This window comes from Myxococcus sp. AM010, from assembly GCF_013372585.1.
Taxonomy (GTDB): domain Bacteria; phylum Myxococcota; class Myxococcia; order Myxococcales; family Myxococcaceae; genus Myxococcus; species Myxococcus vastator.
This window is the reverse complement of sequence record NZ_JABXEO010000010.1, coordinates 87,025-108,555: the sequence shown is the minus strand read 5'-3', so window position 1 is coordinate 108,555 and position 21,531 is coordinate 87,025. Positions and strand designations below refer to the sequence as shown.

Genomic DNA, 21,531 nt, shown 5'->3' with positions numbered 1-21,531 from the left:
GACGCAAGGTCTGCGCCCCAGCCCACCCACGCGCAGCAATTGCGCTCCGTCCCGGCCCGCGCACACGTCCCCCCCGGGGAGAGAGGGCCACGGCGCGGCGCTTGCTATGGGGCGGGGCCTACACCCCAGAGCGGGAAGGAACGCCGCGCCCATGAGCAGCACCGTCGCCCCAGCCCCGAGCTCCGACCTCCGCCTCGTGCCGGTGGAGATTGCCCCCGAGACGTTCTGGGTGGGCAAGCGCGAGCCCGGCAACATCTTCTACGCCAACCCCTACCTGCTGCGCTTCCGCGGCACGGACAAGAAGACGCAGCGGCCCACGGAGTTCAACCTCCTCATCGACCCGGGCTCGAGCAGCGACTTCTCCACCATCCACACCAAGGTGACGGCCCTCATCGGTGGCATGGACCGGCTGTCGGCCATGTTCATCAACCACCAGGACCCGGACGTGGGCTCGTCGGCGAGCATCATCTCCGCGCGCTACGCGCCCCGGGCCGGGCTGCTGTGCTCGGAGGACACCTGGCGGCTCATCGTCCACCAGAACCTGCCGCGCCACCGCTTCATCCCCACGGAGAAGTTCGCGCAGGGGCTCAGCGTGCCCACAGGCCACCGGCTGCTGCCGGTGCCCTCGCCCTTCTGCCACTTCCGCGGCGCCGTCATGCTCTATGACCCGCAGACGCGCGTGCTCTTCACCGGAGACCTCTTCGGCGGGCTCACGGACTCCAACGCCAAGGGCATCTGGGCGGATGAGTCCGACTGGGCGGGCATCCGCGCGTTCCACCAAATCTACATGCCGGTGAACGCGGCGCTGCAACGCACGGTGGCGGCCATCCGCAAGCTGGAGCCGGGCGTGGAGATGATTGCGCCGCAGCACGGCCGCATCATCCGAGGGCCGCTGGTGCAGCAGTTCCTGGACCGCATGGAGAAGCTCCAGGTGGGCCTGGACATCATGGACGAGGCGCAGGACCGCACGCACCTGCAGGCCTGGAACTCCGTGTTGGACCGGGTGGTGTCGCTGGCGCGCGGCTACCTGGGCGACTCCGTGGAGGCCAAGCTGGCCGCGAGCCAGGACCTGCCGGACACGACGCAGTATGACGGCGCGCGGCTGGTGGTGAACCGGCTGGGCAAGTGGACGGTGGAGCACGTGGTGGACCTGTTGTGCCACGGCGAGCCGCCGGAGATCGCCGGCCCCATCATCGTCGAGGCCACCAGCGCCGCGTCCGAGTACAACCTGCCCACGCCGCACCTGGACATCGAGGGCGTGGGGGCACCGTCCCACATCTCGCTGCTCGACCCCTGAGAGCGACGACGCAGCCGAGGGAGGACGAGGTGCACTCGACCGACGACGTAGAAGGCGTGGCGTACCTGGGGGGCGCCGCGCCGGAGCCGCCGCCCCGCGCCGACCTCCCCCCTGTCCCGCGGCGGGCGGAGACCCCTCCCGAGGCGACGCTCCAGCCGGTGACGCCACCACCGGCCCTGTCGCTCGCGGAGACACTGAGCCCGGTGACCCCCATGTCGCCGCACGGCACGCTGCTCCAGGGCATTCCGGTGCCCGCGCCCGCCAGCGTCATACGGGGCCTGGTGCCCGGCCAGACGGTGGCCCAGCGGTACCAGGTGGAGCGCTGGCTGGGCGCCGGGGGCAGCTCCGCCGTGTACGAGGCCATCGACCTCCGGCAGGACTTGCGCGTGGCCCTCAAGGTCCTCGCGGTGCCCCACGCGGATGCCGCGATGGTGGCGCGCTTCCGCCAGGAGGTGGAGCACGCCCGGGCGCTGGAGCACGTCAACATCCTGCGCGTCTTCGATGCGGGCGTGGACGGCGAGCGGCACTTCCTCACCATGGAGCTGCTGGACGGCGTGGATTTGCGTCAGCGGCTGTTGGAGCGGCGCGCCACGTTGGCGGAGGCGCTGCGCTGGCTCACCCACGCGACGGTGGCGCTGGAGCACGCGCACGGCCGGGGCGTGCTCCACCGCGACGTGAAGCCCGCCAACCTCTTCATCACCCGCACGGGCGTGCTCAAGCTGATGGACTTCGGGCTCGCCAAGAGCACGCACGTCATGGGGACGACGGCCCAGGGCGCGGTGCTCGGCACGCCGGAGTACATGGCGCCCGAGCAGGTGACGGGCAGCCCCGCGGTGTCACCCGCCACGGACCTGTACGCGCTCGGCGTGGTGGCCTACGAGCTGTTCACCGGACAGCTCCCCTTCCGCCACCCGGAGCCCGTGCCGTTGATGTTCCTGCACGTCCAGGAGCGCCCCGCGCCGCCGCGCGCGTTGCGGCCGGACTTGCCGGAGCCCTTCGAGCGCGTCGTGCTGCGGCTGATGGAGAAACGCCCCGAAGACCGGTACCGGACCGCGGCGGAGCTCCGCTCCGCGCTGGCGAAGCTGTGGCCTCATGCGATGAACGCTGATGCCCCGGCGGCGGCAGGGGCACCGACGCCGCTCCACGCGCGCGCCCGAGCGCCGGAGCCGGGAGGCGGCACGGGCTGAGCGGAACGTGCCCGCTGTCACGCCCATGATGCCGAGGACTCCGTCCTGCCTGGGGCCAGCAGCGCCAACCCGAGCGCCGCCATGGCCGTGAGTCCAGCGGCGATGCCGAACTGCAAGGCGAAGTGCCCGCGGGCCAGCGCGAGCACCGCCACCGCCAGCGAGCCCCCCAGCAGCCGCGTGGCGTAGAGCGCGCTGGTGACGATGCCCCGGTGGTGCCAGGGCGCGCGGGACTGCGGCCCAATCAGCGACGTGCTCGCCGCGGGCCCCAGCCCCAGGCCGAGCACCGCCAGCCCCACCAGCGCCGCGGGCACGCCCCAGCCTCGCGCGGCGGCCCATGACAGCCACCCGGCCCCCAGCGCCGCCACCGCGAAGCCCACGCCCGCGCTCAACCGCATGCCCCCCCGCACCAGCAGCTTCACGCCGAAGGTGGAGCCCACGGACCAGCCCAGCAGCATCGGCAGCAGCGCCAGCCCCGCCGCCAGCGGCGTGTGGCCGCCCTGCTCCGTCATCCACAGCGGCACCCACGCGGCCATGCTGTACAGCAGCGCGCCACCCGCCATGCCGCCCACGACGCCGCTGAGCACCGCGCGGTCTCTCAGCAGCTCCGCCGGGAGCAACGGAGACACCGTCGCGCGTTGCTGCCGCACCAGCAGCCAGCCCGCGCCCACGGCGGCCAGCGCGCAGGCCCACCGCAGGCTCGCGGCGCCCGGCTCCAGCGAAAAGAGGAGCAGCGCCGCCGAGGAGCCCGCGAGCACGGGCCCCCACCGGTCCATGCGGACCTCCGAACGGCGAGGCGGGTCGCGGTAAGACAGGTACAGCAGCGCCGCGGCGAACAGGCCCACCGGCACGTTGACCAGGAACACCCAGCGCCACGAGGCGTGCATCACCAGCCAGCCGCCAATGAGCGGCCCCACGACGTTGCCCGCGCCCCAGGCCCCCGTGAACAGCCCCTGCACGGCGACGCGCTCGCGCAGCGTGTAGAGGTCAGCGGTGATGGTGAGCGTGGTGGGCTGCAGCGCGCCCGCGCCCAGGCCCTGGATGACCCGGAAGGCGATGAGCCCCGGCACCGAGTCCGCCAGCCCACACAGCGCCGAGCCCACCAGGAACAGCCCCATGCCGAAGAAGAAGACGGGCTTGCGGCCCAGCCGGTCCGCCAGCTTCCCGGAGACGAGCACGCCGACGGTGGAGGCGAAGAGGAAGGCGGAGAACACCCACGAGTAGAGGTGCTGACCTCCCAGCTCCCGGGTGATGGTGGGCATGGCGCTCGTCACGACGGTGCCCTCGAACGCGCTGACCACCAGGGCCAGCAACACCGCGCCCGTCGCTGTCCGCCGCGCCACGCCGGGACGCGCGCTGGCCATGGGCTCCGCTGTGACGCCGCTTCCGTCCATCACCTCTCTGTACGCCCCATGCCCCCATGCGGAAACCGCATCTTCCGCATAGGCTCCTTGCGGAATCCGCATGACCTCCGAACAGCTCCGAGCCTTCCTCGAAGTCGCCCGGGCGGGACGCCTGGCCACCGCCGCGCGTGGGCTGGGGCTGTCCCAGTCCGGTCTCTCCCGGCAGCTCCAGTCGCTTGAAGCGGCGCTGGGCACCCGCCTGCTCGTCCGCACGCCCGGCGGCGCGGTGCTGACAGACGCGGGAGAGCGCTTCCTGCCTCACGCCCAGCGGGCCCTGGACGCATTGACGGCGGGCACCTCGGAGCTGGAGCGGCTGTCGGGGACGCCACACGGCGTGGTGTCGCTCGGCACGCTGCATACCGTGGGAGCGTACCTGCTGCCGGACATCATCCCGGCCTTCGCTCGCCAGTTCCCGGAGGTCCAGCCGCGACTGAGCGAGGGGCTGGCGCCGGCCCTGGAAGAAGGCGTGGCACGCGGCGCCCTGGACCTGGCCATCCTCTCTTTGCCCGCGCGGCGCGCCGACCTGGTGGCGCAGCGACTGTGGGAGGAGTCCCTGGTGCTCGCCGTCCCGCGAGGCCACCGGCTGACGAAGTCAGGCAAGCCCGTGACGATGGACGAGGTCGTGGGAGAGCCCTGGGTCGTCATCCCCGGCATGAGCGGCACCCGGGCCATGGAGGCCGCCTGCGAGGCGCGGGGCGTGACACCTCGCCTGGCGGTGGAGACGGACAACGCGGAGGCCATGCGCCGCATGGTGGAGCGCGGCCTGGGCGTCGCGGTGGTGCCGCAGTTGATGGCCCGAGACCACCATGCCCAGGGCTTCGACGTGGTGACCCTGGCGCGCGCCGGGCTGAAGCGGCAGGTCGCGCTGATTCACCGGGGAGAGGGCTACCTCACGGCCGCGGCGCGGGCGCTCAAGTCCTTCATCGTGGAGAGCGTGCGCGCCATGCCCGAACCCTGGGGCACGAGGAAGGCCGCTCCAGGCCCGCGGGTGCGCTAGCGTGCCGCGGCCGGTGGCGCCGCCTTCACGAGGCCCGCCGAGACACGGAGACGCCTCATGGCCCGGACGGACAGCTTCGTTGAGTACACGGTGGAACTGCTGGAGAAGCTGGGGCCCGTGCGGTCGCGGTCGATGTTCGGCGGCTGGGGGCTCTACTTCGGCGGACGGATGTTCGGGCTCATCGGCGACGGGCAGCTGTTCCTGAAGGTGGATGACGTCACCAGGCCGGACTTCCAGGCCGCCGGCTGCCGGCCGTTCGTCTACGAAGGCAAGGGCGCCCCGGTGGAGATGGGCTACTGGACCCCGCCCGCGGACGCCGCGGATGACGCCTACGCGCTCCTGCCCTGGGCCCGGAAGGCCGTGGACGCGGCGAACCGGGCCGCGTTGAAGAAGGCCAGGAAGGCGCCCGCGAAGAAGCGCGCCTCGCGCGTCAAGCCGTCTTGATGGCCGCGGCGTCCTCCAGCCCCAGCTCGACGACGGACGCCTCGCGCATCTTGAACTTCTGCACCTTGCCCGTCACCGTCATCGGGAACGCGTCCACGAACTTCCAGTAGCGGGGAATCTTGAAGGACGCGATGCGGCCCGCGCAGAACCGCGTCAGCTCCTCGCCGGTGAGCGCCACGCCCGGCTTCGCGCGCACCCAGGCCATGACCTCCTCGCCGTACTTCTTGCTCGGCACGCCGATGACCTGCGTCTCGCTGACGCCCGGGTGCGTGTGGAGGAACTCCTCGACCTCGCGCGGGGAGATGTTCTCCCCGCCCCGGATGATGGTGTCCTTGATGCGGCCCACCACCTTCACGTAGCCCTCGTCATCCATCACCGCGAGGTCGCCGGTGTGCATCCACCCGGCGGAGTCCACGGCCGCGGCGGTGGCCTCGGGGTTGGCCCAGTACCCCAGCATGACGCTGTACCCGCGCGTGCACAGCTCACCCTGCGAGCCACGCGGCACCACCGCCCCCGTGCCCGCGTCGATGACCTTGACCTCCAGGTGCGGGTGCACGCGCCCCACGGTGGACACGCGCTTGTCCAGCGGCTCATCCAGCGCGCTCTGCGTGGACACTGGCGACGTCTCCGTCATCCCGTAGCAGATGGTCACCTCGCGCATGTGCATGCGCGACTGCACCTGCTTCATCACCTCCACCGGGCACGGAGAGCCCGCCATGACCCCGGTGCGCAGCGTCGACAAATCGAACTCACCGAAACGCGGATGCTCCAGCTCCGCGATGAACATGGTGGGCACGCCGTACAGCGACGTGCAGCGCTCGGCCTGCACTGTCTGGAGCACCGTCAGCGGGTCGAACGCCTCGGCGGGAATCACCATGGTGGCGCCGTGGCTGGTGCAGGCCAGGTTGCCAATCACCATGCCGAAGCAGTGATAGAATGGCACCGGGATGCACACCCGGTCCTCGGGGCCGTAGCGCAGGGCCTCCCCGATGAAGAAGCCGTTGTTCAAGACGTTGTGGTGCGACAGCGTGGCGCCCTTCGGAAAGCCTGTCGTCCCCGACGTGTATTGGATGTTGATGGCGTCATCGAACTGGAGCGACGCCTCGCGGGCGGTCAGCGCGTCCTCGGGGACCGCCTTCGCGCCGTCGAGCAGCCGCTGCCAGTCGTCCTCCAGCACCAGCGCCGTCTCCAGGCCGCCGCAGCGCGGCTGGACCTCCTTCACCATGCCCCGGTAGTCCGTCTGCCGGAAGCCCCGCGCATGGAGCAGCACCTTCGCGCCGGACTGGTTGAGGGCGTACTCCAGCTCCGAGGTGCGGTAGGCCGGGTTGATGTTGACCAGGATGGCGCCGATACGGGCCGTGGCGTACTGGACGGCCACCCATTCGAACCGGTTGGGTGACCAGAGGCCCACCCGGTCCCCCTTCTGGACGCCCAGGGCCATCAGCCCCCGGGCCACCTGCGAGGTGAGCGCCCAGAGCTGCTGGTACGTGGCCCGAAACCCCTGGGACGCCACCACCAGCGCCTCCCGGTCCCCGTGGCGCTCGACGGTGCGGCGCAGGTTCTGGCCAATCGTCTCCCCCAGCAGCGGGGTGGTGCTGGTGCCATGAGCGTAGGAAGGGACCGGGCTTTGGGACATGGCGTCATCGTCCCGCCTGGTGGGACACGCGGCAAGCGCCGCGAAACTCCGCTGTCCACCGCGCGCCAGCCAGGGCCCCCAGGGGCCTGCCCCCTCCCGGGAAATGACAGTCGGCTCTGGAATCTGCCATTACGCCGTGCAGCCAGCCCACGCGCCGCGTTAGAAACGGGGGCTCATGGATGACTCCAACGCCAGGCTGGTCGCGGCCCTGCTGGAAGCCCGGCAGCGCCACTGCTTCCCTGCGGACGTGCGGCGCGCCGCTCCCGAATTCGTAGGCCAGGTGCTGGGCCTGCTCTTCCCCCACTTCGCAGACCGCCTGGAGTGTACGGCCGCCGCCGTCCACCGCGACGTCACCACCGTGGAGGCCAGCCTCCACCGCATCCGGGACACGCTCGCGCCCCTGTACCCGGGCATCGAGCGGGACCTGCCGGCGCGCTTCATGGAGCGGCTGCCCGGGCTCTACGACTGGCTGCGCCAGGACGCGGACGCCATCTTCGAGGCGGACCCGGCCGCGCGCACCGTGGACGAGGTCATCCTCACCTATCCGGGCTTCACCGCCATCGCCATCTACCGGGTGGCCAACGCGCTGCACGCCCTGGGCTTCCCGCTGCTGCCCCGCCTGCTCACCGAGTTCGCGCACCAGCGGACCGGCGTGGACATCCACCCGGGCGCCACCATCGGCCGGCGCTTCGTCATCGACCACGGCACCGGCGTCGTCATCGGCGAGACGACGCTGATTGGGGACAACGTCAAGCTCTACCAGGGCGTCACCCTGGGCGCGCTCGTGGTGGAGAAGGGGCTGACGGACAAGAAGCGCCACCCCACCATCGAGGACGACGTGGTGGTGTACGCCAACGCCACCATCCTCGGCGGTGAGACGGTGGTGGGCCGGGGCAGCATCATCGCCGGCAACGCCTGGCTCACGCAGAGCATCCCGTCTCAATCCGTGGTGACCCGCCGCAGCGAAGTGCGTCAGCGCGGCGCGGACGGCTCGCTGGACGCACTCGAATTCCACATCTGACCCACCGACGAGGCCCCCCATATGAAGGTGAACAACATCCTGGAGACCATCGGAAACACGCCGCACGTGCGCATCAACCGGCTGTTTCCGTCCCGCGTGACGGTCCACATGAAGCTCGAGCGCGCCAACCCGGGCGGCAGCATCAAGGACCGCATCGCGCTGTCCATGATTGAGGACGCGGAGCAGCGCGGCCTGCTCAAGAAGGACAGCGTCATCATCGAGCCGACCAGCGGCAACACCGGCATCGGCCTGGCCATGGTGGCGGCGGTGAAGGGCTACAAGCTGGTGCTCGTCATGCCGGAGTCCATGAGCATCGAGCGCCGCCGGCTGATGGCCGCCTACGGCGCCACCTTCGAGCTGACCCCGCGCGCGCAGGGCATGAAGGGCGCCATCGCCCGCGCCAACGAGCTGCTGTCGCAGGTGCCCAACGCGTGGATGCCGCAGCAGTTCGAGAACGAGGCCAACATCGAGGTCCACCGCCGCACCACGGTGCAGGAAATCCTCAAGGACTTCCCGGAGGGGCTGGACTACCTCATCACCGGCGTGGGCACCGGCGGCCACATCACCGCGTGCGCCGAGGAGCTCAAGAAGGTCTGGCCGAAGCTGAAGGTCCTCGCCGTGGAGCCCACCAAGTCGCCCGTCATCAGCGGCGGCCAGCCGGGCCCGCACCCCATCCAGGGCATTGGCGCCGGCTTCATCCCGAAGAACCTGCACCAGGACGCGCTGGACGGCGCGATTCAGGTGGCCGAGGAGGACGCCTTCGAGTTCACCCGCCGCGCCGCGCGTGAGGAGGGCATCTTCGTGGGCATCTCCTCCGGCGCCGCGCTGTCCGCCGTGAATCAGAAGCTGGGCGAGATGACCGACGGCAGCCGCGTGCTCGTCTTCAACTACGACACGGGCGAGCGCTACCTCTCCATCGAGCCGCTCTTCCCGGCCCAGTAGTCCCAGGGCCCTTTAGCCGCGGTGCGTCCGCACCAGCTCCACCAGCCGGTCCATCTCCTCGGGCAGGTTGTAGAAGTGGGGTGAGAGGCGGACGCGCCCGCGGCGCACCGAGAGGGCCACGCCCCGTCCGGTGAGCCACGCGCCGAGCGCGCCGGCCTCGCCCTCCGGAGGCAGGAAGGTGAGGATGCCCGCCCGGTGCTCCGGCGCGGGCCCCACGTCGCAGCCCAGCCCGCGCAGCCCCGTGTCCAGTTGGCCCAGCAGCTCGCGGATGCGCGCGGAGCTGGCGTCCACCCCCACCTCGTGCAGCAGCTCCAGCGCGGCCCCCAGGGCGTAGATGCCGGTGTACGCGGCGCTGCCCTCCTCCAGCTTGCCCGCGTCCGGGCGCAGCTCGAAGTGGCTGCGGTTGAAGTTCCACGGGTCGGTGGTGCTGCGCCAGCCCACCAGCACGGGCCGCAGCCTGGGCAGGACGTCCTTGGCCACGTAGAGGAAGCCGATGCCGGAGATGCCCAGCATCCACTTGTGGCTGTCCGCGCTGAGGAAGTGGATGCGGCTCTTCTTCACGTCCACGGGGATGCAGCCCACGCTCTGGATGCCGTCCACGCAGAACAGGACGCCCGCCCGCTCACACACGGCGCCCACCGCGTCCAGGTCGGTGCGGTAGCCGGTGGCGAACTGTACGGAGGACACCGCCACCAGCCGGGTGCTCGGGGTGAGCGCGGCCGCCACGGCCTCCGGCGTGACGCCCCCTTCGGGCGTCTGGATTTCGCGCACCGTCACGCCGCGGTCCTTCAGGTGCAGCCAGGGATAGACGTTGGAGGGGTACTCCAGCGAGGAGGCGACGACGACCTCGTCGCCGGGCTTCCAGTCCAGCCCCTCGGCCACCAGGCCCAGGCCGTGGCTGGTGCTGCGCACGAAGGCCATCTCACCAGGCTCGGCGTTGATGAGGCGGGCGGCCAGGCCCCGCACCCGCTCGCAGTGGGCCTCCCAGCCGCGCTCGTGTTTGATGCCGTGGTGGACGACGTCATCCATCCACCCACGCACGGCCTCGGCGACGCGCAGGCTGGTGGGGGCCACACCGGCGTGGTTGAGGTAGAGCTGCTCCCCCAGCACGGGGAAGAGGTCGCGGTAGGACTCGAGCGAGCGCGTCATGGTGACTGGGAGTGTAGCCACGTCGCCGCGCCGCGCCGTACCTCGTGAAGGCCGGGTGTCCGCCATGGACAGAGGGGGTGGGTTTTCCGTCTCTCGCGGGGATGCGATATGCGTCAGGGCCTGCTCGACGCGGAAGGACCCATGCGCCGCACCCTCCAGGACGCCATGAGGAGCACGTTGTTCGTGGGAGCCGCCCTGCTGGCGGGCTGCGCTGGGACCGTCCACGCGCCCTACCCGCCCATCCGCGCGGACCTGTCCCCCGCCGCCCTGGAGCGAGGGGCCTCCATCTTCCACGCGAGCTGCGAGTCCTGTCACCGAGGCGGCGACGCGGAGACGGCGTCGGGCGCGCCGCTGCGCGAGCTGCCCTCGTACATGGGGCGCTTCTACGCGGCGAACCTCACGTCGCATGCCGAGGCGGGCATCGGCGCCATGACGGATGAAGAACTGGCGCGGGCCATCCGCTACGCCGTGAGCCGCGATGGGCGGTTGATGGTGATGCCCAGCTACGGCATGGGCGACGCGGACCTGGCGGCGGTGCTGGGCTTCATGCGCTCCGGACATCCGCTCTTCACGCCGGACTCGGTGCCCGCGCCCCCGTCGGAGTTCAGCTTCTTCGGCGGCATCGGCTTCCGCTTCATCACCGGGAACGAGCCCGTGGAGCGGCCCGCCTCGGGCATCCCCGTGCCGCCCAAGGCGGCGACCCGGGAGTACGGCCACTACATGGCGCATGACGTCTATGACTGCGCCTCGTGTCACACGGATGGCTTCAGCCCTCGGAAGACAGAGGGCGATGACGTGTTCGCGGGGGGCATGGCGTTCGTCGACCCGGAGGGACGGAAGGTTCATTCCAGCAACATCACCTTCCACGAGACGGGGCTGGCGCACTGGACGCTGGAGGACTTCACCCGCGCGGTGCGTGACGGGCTGGCGCCGGATGGCTCCGTGCTGCGCTCGCCCATGCCTCGCTTCCGGGGCATGGACGCGGTGGAGGCGCGAGCGCTCTATGACTATCTGCGCTCGGTGCCGAACAGGGAGAACGCGGTGAAGGGCGCGCGGCCACGGCTCACCGCGGCGTCGGTGCGCCCGGACTGGGTGGCGGAGGAGCAGCGCGCGGAGACACGCCCCGAGGCAGCACCGGCCAGCGCGCCCGATGAGACGCGCGCTGGGGATGCGCCCGGTGCCAGGGGTTCCGTGAAGGAAGCAGCGGGAGACACCTCGGCTCCGTCCGTCTCCCCCGCGCAAACCCCGGCCATCCCGCGGGACACGCTGGGAGCAGAAGCCCCTGCCAGCGTGACGGCCTCGGCGACCGGCGCTGGCGCAGCTCCGCGCACGGAGCCTGGCGCCCCCCACCCGGGCGTGGACTCCGCGCCGTCCGCGAAACACGCTGCGGCCAGCCCCACGGCGCCCGCTCCCACGGCGCTGGCCAGCAAGCCCGCCCCCACCCGCAAGCCGCGCTCCGTCGAGCCCAAGGTGGACGCTCCCGCCCTCTTCGTGCGGTTTGGCTGCGCGAGCTGCCACGCCCCGGGCGCGCGCTACCACGACCGGCTCGACAAGGTCGCCACGCGCAGCGAGGCCGACCTGGTCCGCTGGGTGCGCAACCCCGAGCAGTTCCTCCCCGGCACGCCCATGCCCACCTACGCGGAGTTGATTGACGAGAAGACCGCGCGCGCACTGGTGCGCTGGGTGAAGGCGGGCGGCCTGGCCTCGCTTCCCTCCTCCCCGCGCTGAGCCGCGCCCCCAGCGCACGCGAAAAGACGTCCCGGAAATGACCGAGGAAAACCCCTGCTGGCGTATCCCGTCTGGAAGTTCTCAGCGGGCACCTCGTCGAGGCACTCGCTGGGCGCGTACCACCCCGGTGCCAACCGGCCCCAGCCCCGGGGTGGTGCGTGAGACTTCCCACCGCACCGTCGGCTGGCTCGCCAGCGTCTGCGGCTACAGGGACGGCTGCACCCGCGCCGCCGCTCGCGTACGGTGCGCCGCATGACGAAGTGCCTCCTCAACGTCGACCTGGGCGAGCTTCCTGGTGAAGACGAACAGCTCTACGCGTTGGCCCATGTGGCGAACATCGCTTGCGGCGGGCATGCCGGAGACGATGGGTCCATGCGCCGCGCGCTGGCGCTGTGCGAGCGGCACGGCACGCGCGCGGGCGCACACCCCTCCTACGAAGACCGCGAGGGCTTCGGCCGCCGCGCGCTCGACGTCACGCCGGAGCACCTCCAAGCGCAAGTGGCCGCGCAGTGCGGCCGGCTCGCGAAGCTGGCGGCGGACCGTCAGCTGCCCGTGACGTACGCCAAGCCTCACGGCGCCCTGTACCACGCGGCGAATGCCACACCGGCCCTGGCCCGCGCGGTGGTGGCGGGCGTGGTGGAGGCGCTGGGGACCGCCGCCACCTTCATTGGCCCCGGCACGGGCGCTCTGCATGACGCGGCCCTGGCGGCGGGACTGGCCTACGCCCGCGAAGGCTTCGCGGACCGGGGCACCCGGCCAGACGGCTCGCTGATTCCCCGAGGACAGCCCGGCGCGGTGCTGACCGACCACGCCCAGGCGCGGGCCAACACCGTGCGCCTGGCCACCGGCGGCACCGTGGACACCGTCTGCGTTCATGGCGACACGCCCGGCGCGGTGGCGCTGGCGCGCGAGGTCCGCGCCACCTTGGAAGCGCTCGCGCTCCGCTCCGAGCCCCTGGGCGACGGCGCCCTGCGACTGGTCCTCCCCGAGGGACTGGAGCGACGCGCCACGCGCGAGGCGCTCTGTGCCATGCCCGGTGTCCTCGACGCCGTCATCACCGAGGAACACGCCTGCGTGTACTTCGCCCCGGAGGCCCCCCCCGAGGAGCCTCGGCTCGCGCTGGCCCGGTTGCTGCGCATTCCAACGCCGGGGGCAGGACGGCCCCTCACGACCATCTCCGTGCGCTACGACGGGCAGGACTTGCGCGCGGTGGCGGAGCGCGCGGGCCTCACCGAGGACGAGGTGGCGCGGCGTCACACGGCGCGCGAGTACACGGTGCGCTGCGTGGGCTTCCTCCCTGGGTTTGCCTATCTGGGAGAGGTCGACCCGAGCATCGCGGTCCCCCGGCTGGCCACGCCCCGCACGCGGGTGCCCGCCCTGGCGGTGGGAATCGCCGGTGGGCGCACGGGGGTGTATCCCTTCGCGTCGCCGGGAGGCTGGAGCCTCATCGGCACCGCGCTGGACTTCACCGCCTTCACGCCCGAGCAGGGTTCGGTGCTTCAGCTCGGGGACCGGGTGCGCTTCGAGCGGGTGGACCGATGACGGGCTGGCTGGACATCACGAGCGTGGGTGCGCCCGTCACGGTGCAGGACGCGGGACGGCCCGGGCAGATGCACCACGGCGTGCCTCCGGGCGGACCGCTGGTCCCGGAGCTGCTCGCCGTGGCCAACCTCGCCGTGGGCAACGCGAGTGGAGCGGCGGCGCTGGAAGCCTTCGGCCGGCTGGAGCTGCGCGCCCGTGGCCGAAGCGTCCGCGTGTCCATGGACGGCCGCGCCTTCACGGTGGCGGATGGGGCGCGCCTCACCGTCCCCGCGCCCGAGTCGACGAGCGTGCGCTATGTCGCGGTGGATGGCGGGCTGGCGGTGCCGGAGGTGCTGGGAGGACACGGCACGCTGCTGGTCGCACGCCTGGGCGGGCACGAAGGCCGCCTGCTGCGTTCGGGAGACAGCCTGCCCCTGGGTGACGCGAACACGCGCGCCGAGACGCGGGCGCCCGGTGCGGCGCTGGATGCCGCGGCGCCCATCCGCGTGACGCTCGGGCCGGACAACCGCCGCTTCGAGCCAGCAACCGTGGCCACCCTGCTGTCGGGCGCCTTCACCGTGTCCGCTGCCACCGACCGCGTGGGGATGCGCCTCCAGGGGCCAGCGCTCACCCATGGCGACGAAGGCACGGGCACGTCGCGCCCCATGGTTCGCGGGGCCATCCAGGTGACGCTGTCAGGAACGCCCATCGTGCTGGGGCCCGACCATCCGACGACGGGCGGCTATCCACTCATCGCGACGGTCATTCGCGCGGATTGGGGCCGGCTGTGCGCTCGCCGTCCAGGCGCCGCTGTCCGGTTCCAGGAGGTGAGCCTCGACGAGGCACGGGCAGCGTGGCGCGAGCACGCGGAGCACTTCGGTATCAGCACGCGCCCCACGAAGCCGTAATCCACGTCACGGCGCCTCCAGCTCCGGGGGCCACAGCGCGCCCAGGTCCAACTCCAGGTCCTCGAACGGCTCGGCGCGCACACACGCATCCCCTGAGTACTGCCCCCGCACGACCCAATCGCCTTCCCGCCGTGCGAAGACCTCCAGCGTCTTCACGGCGGGGTCCACCAGCCACACGTGCCCCACGCCTTCGCGCGCGTAGAGTTCCCGCTTGCGGTTCCTGTCCAGCTTCCGGGTCGACGGTGACAGCACTTCACAGACCCAGTCCGGCGCCAACGTGAAGAACGGCACTCGCTTCATCACCGGCATGCGCTCGCGGCGCCATCCCGCGATATCCGGCACCAGGACGTCCTGACCGAAGTGCAGCTCGGGCTCGGTAACAATCCACCAGCCTCCCGGCGCTCGCTGCCCGACCTGAAAACGGGAGACAAGCAGACCGCCCAGCACGGAGTGCGCCACCGCATGCGGACTCGCGGGCCTCGGCAGCGCGATGAGCTCACCGTCGATGATCTGCCCGACCATGTTCTCGGGCAGCGCCATCAGGTCTTCATAGGTCGCGGGACGCTTCGTTTGATTCCCCATTCCGGGACTCCCCAGGCCAGCCGCCTCTCCCCCCTCTATCATCTGTCCTGCCTCCCCCAAGTGGAACCCCACCTGAAACAGCGTGTCCAGGGATTCCTACCTCAGGGGTCCGACATGCCCTCGGGGGCAGGGCGCAAATCTTTTCCCGTTTTCCACCGATAATACGGGAATGAAGACTCCGCTCCCCAATCCCCGTGCCCCCGAGCGCCCCACGGAGTCCGGGGAGCCCACGCATCCTCCTCGCAACGAGCTGAGGCTCCCGGCGCCCTCGTGCGACCCAGCCGCCGAGCCCACCGGCTCGAGCCCACTCCAGGGCCCCCGCGTCGAGCCGGGGACCTACCCTTCCCCCGAGGACGTGCGGCACATCTGCGCCATGAAGGACCTGGTGGTCCGCAACCAGGCGGTGACGCAGAGCTACTCCGACCTGTCCAACGCCGTGGGTCAGCTCCTGGGCACGGAGAACGCCAACTGGTCCACCTTCGCGACCTGGGCCTCGAAGCAGGCCGGCGTGAGCATCCGCGGCGAGGACATGCCCAGGTTCTTCACCGACGTGCTCAAGGGACTCGACGGCGTCACCCGGCCGCTCTCCCAGGTCGACGACCTGCTGCGCAAGCTGGGCCTGCCCGCCCTTCCCCTGGCGGACATCGGCTCAGCCGGCAATGACGCCATCCAGAACGTCAGCCTGGCCATCTCCGAGGGCAACAAGCGGGTATTCGAGGAGGTGGGCCAGGAGCTCTCCCGCTTCGTGGCGACCTTCCAGGGCGACACCCAGTACGACACGGCGAAAGTCGCGCAGTACCTGAGCGAGTTCCCCGCCGACAAGCCGGTGCTGGAGGAAGCCTTCGGCCACTACGCCCAGGCCATGTTCGAGACAGACCCGAAGAAGAAAGCCGAGCTGATGCTCCTGGCCAACAACAAGGTGGGGCTGCACGAGCAGCGAAGGCTCCAGCCGCAAATCGAGCAGGCGCTCAACGCCCCCATGAAGGAGACCTTCCACGGCATCCTGCGGCAGACCATCGAGGCGCAAATCAACGCGCTCCCCTTCCCCGCCAACCTCGCGGGCAAGGCGGCGCTGAAGTCAGGCGTGGTGGACGCCGCGCTCGGCCCCGTGGTGGAGCGCATGGCCAGCGCGTTCCGCCGCCTCGCCACCGAGCACATGATGAAGCTGGCCGTTCCCGGAAGCGCGCTGAAGCTGGGCAATGATTTGCCGCCGCCACCGGGCATGGAGTCCACGCTCTTCCCGCCGCACCTGCGCACCATCGAAAGCCCCGAGCTGCGAAAGCTGCTGGCGCAGTTCGACAAGAGCCCGGACAGCCTCGAGGGCTCCGGGGCGGAAGACTGGAGCCGCCTGGACCAGCGGATGAACTACATCATCGACCTCTTCCGCTCGCGTCAGTCAGACCCGGCCCTGTTCGACCCGCCGTTCGGCCAGCGCGTCGCATAGGCTCGACGGCACGGCTGCAACGCCCAGGGACGCAACTTTTTCCGGGTTCAACCGATACTGGAGAAGATGAGTCCCCCCAGAATCGGCTCCCGTGCCCCCGCCCGTCCCACCGAGCTCCGCGAGCTGCCCCGCCCCGCTCGCAACGAGGTCAAGCCCCAGGCCAAGGCCCAGGTGACCCGGCCCGGCATGTCCGGGGTGTCCCAGTTCGAGTCCCCGCCCGCCCGGCAGCAGCCGGTGGCGCTGAATGCCCCCGCGGCCCTGGCGCGCGGCCCGAGCGTCGCGCCGGGCAGCTACCCCACCGCCGCGGACGTGCGGAACATCGCCGCCATGCAGGACCCGGTGGCGCGCAACCACGCGATTACCCAGGGCTATTCGGACCTGTCCAACGCCGTGGGTCAGCTCCTGGGCACGGAGCACGCCAACTGGTCCACCTTCGGGACCTGGGCCTCGAAGCAAGCCGGCGTGAGCATCCGCGGCGAGGACATGCCCAAGTTCTTCACCGAGGCGCTCAAGGGCGCCGACGACGTCATGGGGCCGCTTTCCAAGGTGGACGACGTGCTGCGCAAGCTGGGCCTCCCCTCGCTGCCGCTGGGTGACATCGCCGCGGCGGGCAACCAGGCGCTCCAGAACCTCAGCAAGGCCATCGCCGACGGCAACAAGCTGGTGTTCGAGGAGGTGGGCCAGGAGTTCGCCCGCTTCGTGGAGACCTTCCAGGGCGACACCCAGCATGACGCCGCCAAGGTGGAGCAGTACCTGAGCGGCTTCCCCGCGGACAAGCCGCTGCTGAAGGAGGCCTTCGGCCACTACGCCCAGGCCATGTTCGAGAAGGACCCGAACAAGAAGGCCGAGCTGATGCTCCTGGCCAACAACCAGGTGGGCCTGCACGAGCAGACGCAGCTGCAGCCCTACGTCGACAAGGCGCTCAACTCGCCGGTGCAGGACACCTTCCGCGACATCCTCAAGCAGACCGTCGAGTCGCAAATCAACGCGCTCCCCTTCCCCGCCAACCTCGCGGGCAAGGCGGCCTTGAAGACGGGCCTGGTGGACGCGGCGCTCAGCCCCGTGGTGGATGGCGTGGCGAACGTGTTCCGCCGCGTCGCCACCGAGCACATGATGAAGCTGGCCGTGCCGGGCGGCGCGCTGAAGCTGGGCAACGATTTGCCGCCGCCTCCGGGCATGGAGTCCACGCTCTTCCCGCCGCACCTGCGCTCCATCGAGAACCCCGAGCTGCGCGCGCTGCTGGGCCAGCTCGACAAGAGCCCCGACAGCCTCAAGGGCTCCGGGGCCAAGGACTGGAGCAAGCTGGACCAGCGGATGAACTACATCGTCGACCTCTTCCGCTCGCGGCAGTCGGACCCGGCGCTGTTCGACCCGCCGTTCGGCCAGCGGGGCACCTACCCGGTGGCGCCCTCGGCGCCGCGCGTCTCCTAGGCGCGCGGCTCCAGGGCTCACGCCTCGTCGACGACGAACTGCTCCAGCCGGGCGATGCCCAGCTTCTTCATCCGGCTCTGGAGCGTGGACGGCTTGAGCCCCAGCAGCGCCGCGGCCCCGTTGGCGCCGTAGACGCGGCCCCGGGTGAGCGTGAGCACCCGCATGATGTGCTCGCGCTGCACGGCCGCCAGCGTCAGCACCGGGGCCAGCTTCGGCCCTCCTGTCGCGGGCGCCGGCTCCTCCGGCAGGGCCGCCACCACGGCCGCGCCGCGCGTGGGCACGTCGAAGGCCTCCGCCCCCAGCTCCGTCCCGCGCGTGAGGATGGTGGCCCGCTCCAGCGCGTTGGCCAGCTCGCGCAGGTTGCCCGGCCACTCGTAGGCCTCCAGCCGCGTCAGGCCCTCCGGCATCACCCGCATCCCCCGCCGTCCCGTCCGGAGCGCCTGCTCCTCCAGGAGGAAGGCGCACAGCTGCGGCAGGTCCTCGCGGCGCTCGCGCAGCGGCGGCAGGCGCAGGGGGAACACGCTCAACCGGTAGTAGAGGTCCTCGCGGAAGCGCTTCTGCGCAATGGCTTGCTGAAGGTCCACGTGCGTGGCCGCCAGGATGCGCACGTCCGCGCGCACCGTCTTGTCGCTGCCCACCGGCTCGAACGTCTTCTCCTGCAGCGCCCGCAGCAGCTTCGCCTGGAGGTCGAAGGGCAGCTCGCCCACTTCATCCAGCAGCAGCGTGCCGCCGTGCGCCATCTGGAAGCGTCCAGCCCGGTCCTTCGTGGCGCCGGTGAAGGCGCCCTTCACGTGGCCGAAGAGCTCGCTCTCCAGCAAGCCCGCCGGAATGGCCGCGCAGTTGAGCGTGACGAAGGGCTGGTCCGCGCGGGCGCTCCAGCGGTGGATGGCGCGCGCCAGCCGCTCCTTGCCCGTGCCCGTCTCACCGGTAATCAGCACCGGCGTGTCCGTCTCCGCCACCTGGCGCGCCCGCCGCGCCAGGTCTCGCATCATCGGGCTCTGCGACGTCTCGAGGATGCCCTCCGAGTCTCCGCCGAGCTGCGCCTCCAGCAGCTTCGCGTGCTCGTGGTCCTGGCGGTGGAGCCGCTCGAAGGTGGCGCGCTGCTCGGCCGCCTGGATCGCCGTGGCCAGCATCTGCCCGTACACCTCCACCAGGTCCACCACGGGCTGGGGGTACGTCTCACACTCGGCGCGGTCCAGGGAGAGCACGCCGTAGCAGCGCTCCCCCGCGCACAATGGCACCACCATGCACGAATGCCCTGGCGGCAAATCCAGCACCCCGTCGAAAGGGTCCCCATCCCCGTGGGCATGGTCCTCCTCCGTGAAGGCCTTCGCCCGCCGCGTCTCCAGCGCCTGCCGCAGCGAGGGGAACTCCGACAGCTGCAACGAGTGCTGCCGCACCTCCGCGTTGGCCAACGGCCCCCGCGCGGCCACCGACACCAGCCGGCCCTCCTTGAGGAGGAACACCGTGGCCAGGTCGAAGCGCACCACCCGCGTCAGCCAGTCGAGCCCACGGCGCAGCAAATCACCGACGGAGTCCTCCGCCGTGGCCAGCTCGATGAGGTCCCGAGCGTCCTTCGTGCCGTCGATGGCGCCTGAAATGTCGTCCTGCATGCCTCCGAAATAATAGGGTTCCACCGAAATTGCAGTGCCGCGGACACCGAGATTTCGGGGTCCGCCCTCCAGGCAACCCGCCAGGCCGGAAGAACCGACGCAGCCGGGCGCCCCGTGGCCCCGTCACCCGTTGTAGGTGAACGGAGCACGCGTTCGCGGCCACACATTCGAGCCGTCGCCTGTCCGCGGAGGGTGCAACCACTTGAGGCTTCTCGTATTTTCCGCTCCGCGCTCGTGAGGGCCCTGAACCGAAATTGCAGTGGCGAGCCGCACCGAGATTTCGTTAGACACCGGCCCAGCGGCACCGACCCAGCGGGGGTAAAATCCAACCCCTTGGAATCATTGATTCGAAGTCCTGGCACGATGACTGCTAAGCGGTAGGACAGAACACATTCACCGGGGTCGGCGCACCGCCGGGCCCCCATCCCAAGGAGCCGTAATGCTGACCGTTGGCGACAAGATCCCGAACTTCAAGGTGAAGGCCACCGTGTCCCTGGAGAAGGGCAAGGAGTTCCAGGACATCACGAACGAGACCTTCAAGGGCAAGTGGCTGGTCCTGTTCGCGTGGCCGAAGGACTTCACCTTCATCTGCCCCACGGAGATCGCGGAGTTCGGCAAGAAGAACAAGGACTTCGCTGACCGTGACGCGCAGGTCCTCGGCCTGAGCACCGACAGCGAGTTCGTGCACCACGCGTGGCGCACGCACCACCCGGACCTGAAGAACCTGCCCTTCCCCATGCTGGCGGACCTGAAGCACGAGCTGTGCAACGCGCTGGGCATCCTCCACAAGGAGGAGGGCGTGGCCCTCCGCGCGACGTTCATCGCGGACCCCGAGGGCATCATCCGCCACGTGACGGTCAACGACCTGTCCGTGGGCCGCAACGTCTCCGAGACGGTTCGCACGCTGGACGCGCTCCAGACGGACGAGCTGTGCCCCTGCAACTGGACCAAGGGTGAGGAGACCCTGACCCAGAAGCTGTCGAAGGCGGGGTAATCCACCATGGCCTCGCTCGAAGTCGTCCGCTCTGAGCTGGCGGACTCCCACAAGGACACCCGCCTCAACCTCCAGGGTGTCCTGGAAGGTGGCAGCCTCACCGCGGAGCAGCGTTGGGGTGTGGCCGTGGCATGCGCCTTCGCCGCTCGGAACGAACGGCTGAAGGAGGCCATGCTCAACGAGGCGAAGAAGGCCCTCGCGAACCCCGAGCCTGTCATCGAGGACGCGCGGGCGGCGGCGTCGCTGATGGCGATGAACAACGTGTACTACCGCTTCCGGCACATGATCGGGAAGGAGTCCTACTCGACCAAGCGCGCCGGGCTGCGGATGAACCGGCTCGCGCAGGTGCTGACGAACAAGGTGGACTTCGAGCTGGTCTGCCTCGCCGTCAGCGCCATCAACGGCTGCGAGATGTGCATGCAGTCCCATGAGAAGGTCGTGCTGGAAGGCGGCCTCTCCGAGGACCAGGTGCACGACGCGGTTCGCATCGCGTCGGTCATCAACGCGGCGGCGGTGGGGCTGGAGTCCTAAGCCCCGCTGTCGCGAGGCCTCGCCGAAGTCTCAAGCGCCCCCCGGTGGAAACACCGGGGGGCGCTCCCTTTTTGGCCGCCGCGCATCCAACCCGCCAAACACGACACGCACACCTGAAAGGAAGACACCATGTACCGCAGCCCCAGCCCCCTCCCCGAAAAGGCCCGCGCCACCATCGCTGAATCACTCAACGAGCGGCTCGCGGACGGGCTCGACCTGCACTCGCAAATCAAGGTCGCGCACTGGAACATCAAGGGCCCGCAGTTCGCCTCGCTCCACCCGCTGTTCGAGACGTTCGCGGTGAGCCTGGCCACGCACAACGACTCCATCGCCGAGCGCGCGGTGACGCTGGGTGGCAGGGCCTACGGCACCAGCCGCCACGTGGGCAAGGCGAGCCGCCTGCCGGAGTACCCGCAGGAGACGACGCGCGACATGGAGCACGTGAAGCTGCTGGCCGAGCGCATCGAAATCTACCTGGACGGCCTGCGGAAGAGCCGCGCCCTCTTCATCGAGAACGGCGACTCCGACTCCGAGGGCCTCACCACGGACATCATCACCGAGTTCGAGAAGCACGCGTGGTTCCTGCGCGCTTCGCTCGAAGGCTGAGCCGACTTACCCGGACGGGCCCGCCGGGGCTGTGCAACCCACTGCACGCACGCCTCGGGCCCTGTCCCGGCCGCGCCTCGTGTTCTCGCGAGGTTGCGCC

19 protein-coding genes are annotated in these 21,531 nt (G+C 70.6%); 14 read left to right on the top strand and 5 right to left on the bottom strand.

The window, feature by feature from the left end:
• The first annotated feature begins 151 nt into the window (after nt 1–151).
• Together HV826_RS08235 and HV826_RS08230 are read left to right on the top strand one after the other, a co-directional pair.
• Nucleotides 152–1,297: a hypothetical protein gene (locus HV826_RS08235; protein WP_176416449.1), complete on the top strand. Its 1,146-nt coding sequence runs from the start codon at nt 152–154 to the stop codon at nt 1,295–1,297.
• A 29-nt stretch (nt 1,298–1,326) separates the two neighbouring features.
• Nucleotides 1,327–2,484, top strand: a complete 1,158-nt coding sequence (locus HV826_RS08230) for a serine/threonine-protein kinase (protein ID WP_176416448.1) — start codon at nt 1,327–1,329, stop codon at nt 2,482–2,484.
• 17 nt (nt 2,485–2,501) lie between these two features.
• On the opposite strand, the gene HV826_RS08225 is transcribed toward HV826_RS08230, so the two are convergent.
• Complete coding sequence (locus HV826_RS08225; protein WP_176416447.1) at nt 2,502–3,875, bottom strand: MFS transporter; 1,374 nt, start codon at nt 3,873–3,875, stop codon at nt 2,502–2,504.
• Between the two features lie 70 nt (nt 3,876–3,945).
• Here HV826_RS08225 and HV826_RS08220 point away from each other — a divergent pair, with 70 nt between their 5' ends.
• Nucleotides 3,946–4,881: a LysR family transcriptional regulator gene (locus HV826_RS08220; protein ID WP_176416446.1), complete on the top strand. Its 936-nt coding sequence runs from the start codon at nt 3,946–3,948 to the stop codon at nt 4,879–4,881.
• 57 nt (nt 4,882–4,938) lie between these two features.
• Nucleotides 4,939–5,325, top strand: a complete 387-nt coding sequence (locus tag HV826_RS08215) for a TfoX/Sxy family protein (RefSeq protein ID WP_176416445.1) — start codon at nt 4,939–4,941, stop codon at nt 5,323–5,325.
• Here HV826_RS08215 and HV826_RS08210 read toward each other — a convergent pair.
• Entirely contained in the window at nt 5,312–6,961 is a 1,650-nt protein-coding gene (locus tag HV826_RS08210) for an AMP-binding protein (RefSeq protein ID WP_176416444.1), read from the bottom strand. The two genes, HV826_RS08215 and HV826_RS08210, sit on opposite strands and share 14 nt — an antisense overlap.
• Before the next feature lie 175 nt (nt 6,962–7,136).
• Here HV826_RS08210 and epsC point away from each other — a divergent pair, with 175 nt between their 5' ends.
• Nucleotides 7,137–7,982 (top strand): serine O-acetyltransferase EpsC, encoded by an 846-nt coding sequence (gene epsC / locus HV826_RS08205; RefSeq protein WP_176416443.1) that lies wholly within the window; start codon nt 7,137–7,139, stop codon nt 7,980–7,982.
• A 21-nt stretch (nt 7,983–8,003) separates the two neighbouring features.
• Entirely contained in the window at nt 8,004–8,924 is a 921-nt protein-coding gene (gene cysK, locus HV826_RS08200; protein ID WP_176416442.1) for a cysteine synthase A, read from the top strand.
• A gap of 12 nt (nt 8,925–8,936) precedes the next feature.
• On the opposite strand, the gene HV826_RS08195 is transcribed toward cysK, so the two are convergent.
• Nucleotides 8,937–10,073, bottom strand: coding sequence for an aminotransferase class V-fold PLP-dependent enzyme (locus HV826_RS08195; protein ID WP_176416441.1), 1,137 nt, complete (start codon nt 10,071–10,073; stop codon nt 8,937–8,939).
• Between the two features lie 141 nt (nt 10,074–10,214).
• Here HV826_RS08195 and HV826_RS08190 point away from each other — a divergent pair, with 141 nt between their 5' ends.
• From HV826_RS08190 to HV826_RS08180, 3 genes are all read left to right on the top strand, one after another.
• A complete protein-coding gene (locus tag HV826_RS08190) occupies nt 10,215–11,801 on the top strand; it encodes a c-type cytochrome (protein WP_176416440.1) in 1,587 nt (528 codons plus the stop codon).
• Between the two features lie 252 nt (nt 11,802–12,053).
• The gene (locus HV826_RS08185; protein ID WP_176416439.1) at nt 12,054–13,343 is read left to right on the top strand and encodes a LamB/YcsF family protein; all 1,290 of its coding nucleotides are present in this window, start codon (nt 12,054–12,056) and stop codon (nt 13,341–13,343) included.
• Complete coding sequence (locus HV826_RS08180; protein WP_176416438.1) at nt 13,340–14,230, top strand: biotin-dependent carboxyltransferase family protein; 891 nt, start codon at nt 13,340–13,342, stop codon at nt 14,228–14,230. The genes HV826_RS08185 and HV826_RS08180 overlap by 4 nt, the downstream gene beginning before the upstream one ends.
• Nucleotides 14,231–14,236: 6 nt before the next feature.
• Here HV826_RS08180 and HV826_RS08175 read toward each other — a convergent pair whose 3' ends face one another.
• The gene (locus HV826_RS08175; protein ID WP_176416437.1) at nt 14,237–14,812 is read right to left on the bottom strand and encodes a Uma2 family endonuclease; all 576 of its coding nucleotides are present in this window, start codon (nt 14,810–14,812) and stop codon (nt 14,237–14,239) included.
• A gap of 169 nt (nt 14,813–14,981) precedes the next feature.
• Between HV826_RS08175 and HV826_RS08170 the strand changes: the two genes are divergently transcribed.
• Both HV826_RS08170 and HV826_RS08165 read left to right on the top strand, forming a co-directional pair.
• Nucleotides 14,982–16,256, top strand: coding sequence for a hypothetical protein (locus tag HV826_RS08170; protein ID WP_176416436.1), 1,275 nt, complete (start codon nt 14,982–14,984; stop codon nt 16,254–16,256).
• 66 nt (nt 16,257–16,322) lie between these two features.
• Entirely contained in the window at nt 16,323–17,687 is a 1,365-nt protein-coding gene (locus HV826_RS08165) for a hypothetical protein (protein WP_176416435.1), read from the top strand.
• A 17-nt stretch (nt 17,688–17,704) separates the two neighbouring features.
• Here the strand turns inward: HV826_RS08165 and HV826_RS08160 are convergent, their stop codons facing one another.
• Complete coding sequence (locus HV826_RS08160) at nt 17,705–19,300, bottom strand: sigma 54-interacting transcriptional regulator (protein ID WP_176416434.1); 1,596 nt, start codon at nt 19,298–19,300, stop codon at nt 17,705–17,707.
• Nucleotides 19,301–19,739: 439 nt separating this feature from the next.
• Here HV826_RS08160 and HV826_RS08155 point away from each other — a divergent pair, with 439 nt between their 5' ends.
• The 3 genes from HV826_RS08155 (at nt 19,740) to dps (ending at nt 21,431) form a co-directional block, all read left to right on the top strand.
• A complete protein-coding gene (locus tag HV826_RS08155) occupies nt 19,740–20,294 on the top strand; it encodes a peroxiredoxin (protein ID WP_002638271.1) in 555 nt (184 codons plus the stop codon).
• Between the two features lie 6 nt (nt 20,295–20,300).
• Nucleotides 20,301–20,825: a carboxymuconolactone decarboxylase family protein gene (locus HV826_RS08150; protein WP_176416433.1), complete on the top strand. Its 525-nt coding sequence runs from the start codon at nt 20,301–20,303 to the stop codon at nt 20,823–20,825.
• A 129-nt stretch (nt 20,826–20,954) separates the two neighbouring features.
• Nucleotides 20,955–21,431, top strand: coding sequence for a DNA starvation/stationary phase protection protein Dps (dps, locus tag HV826_RS08145; protein ID WP_176416432.1), 477 nt, complete (start codon nt 20,955–20,957; stop codon nt 21,429–21,431).
• Nucleotides 21,432–21,531: the final 100 nt, after the last annotated feature.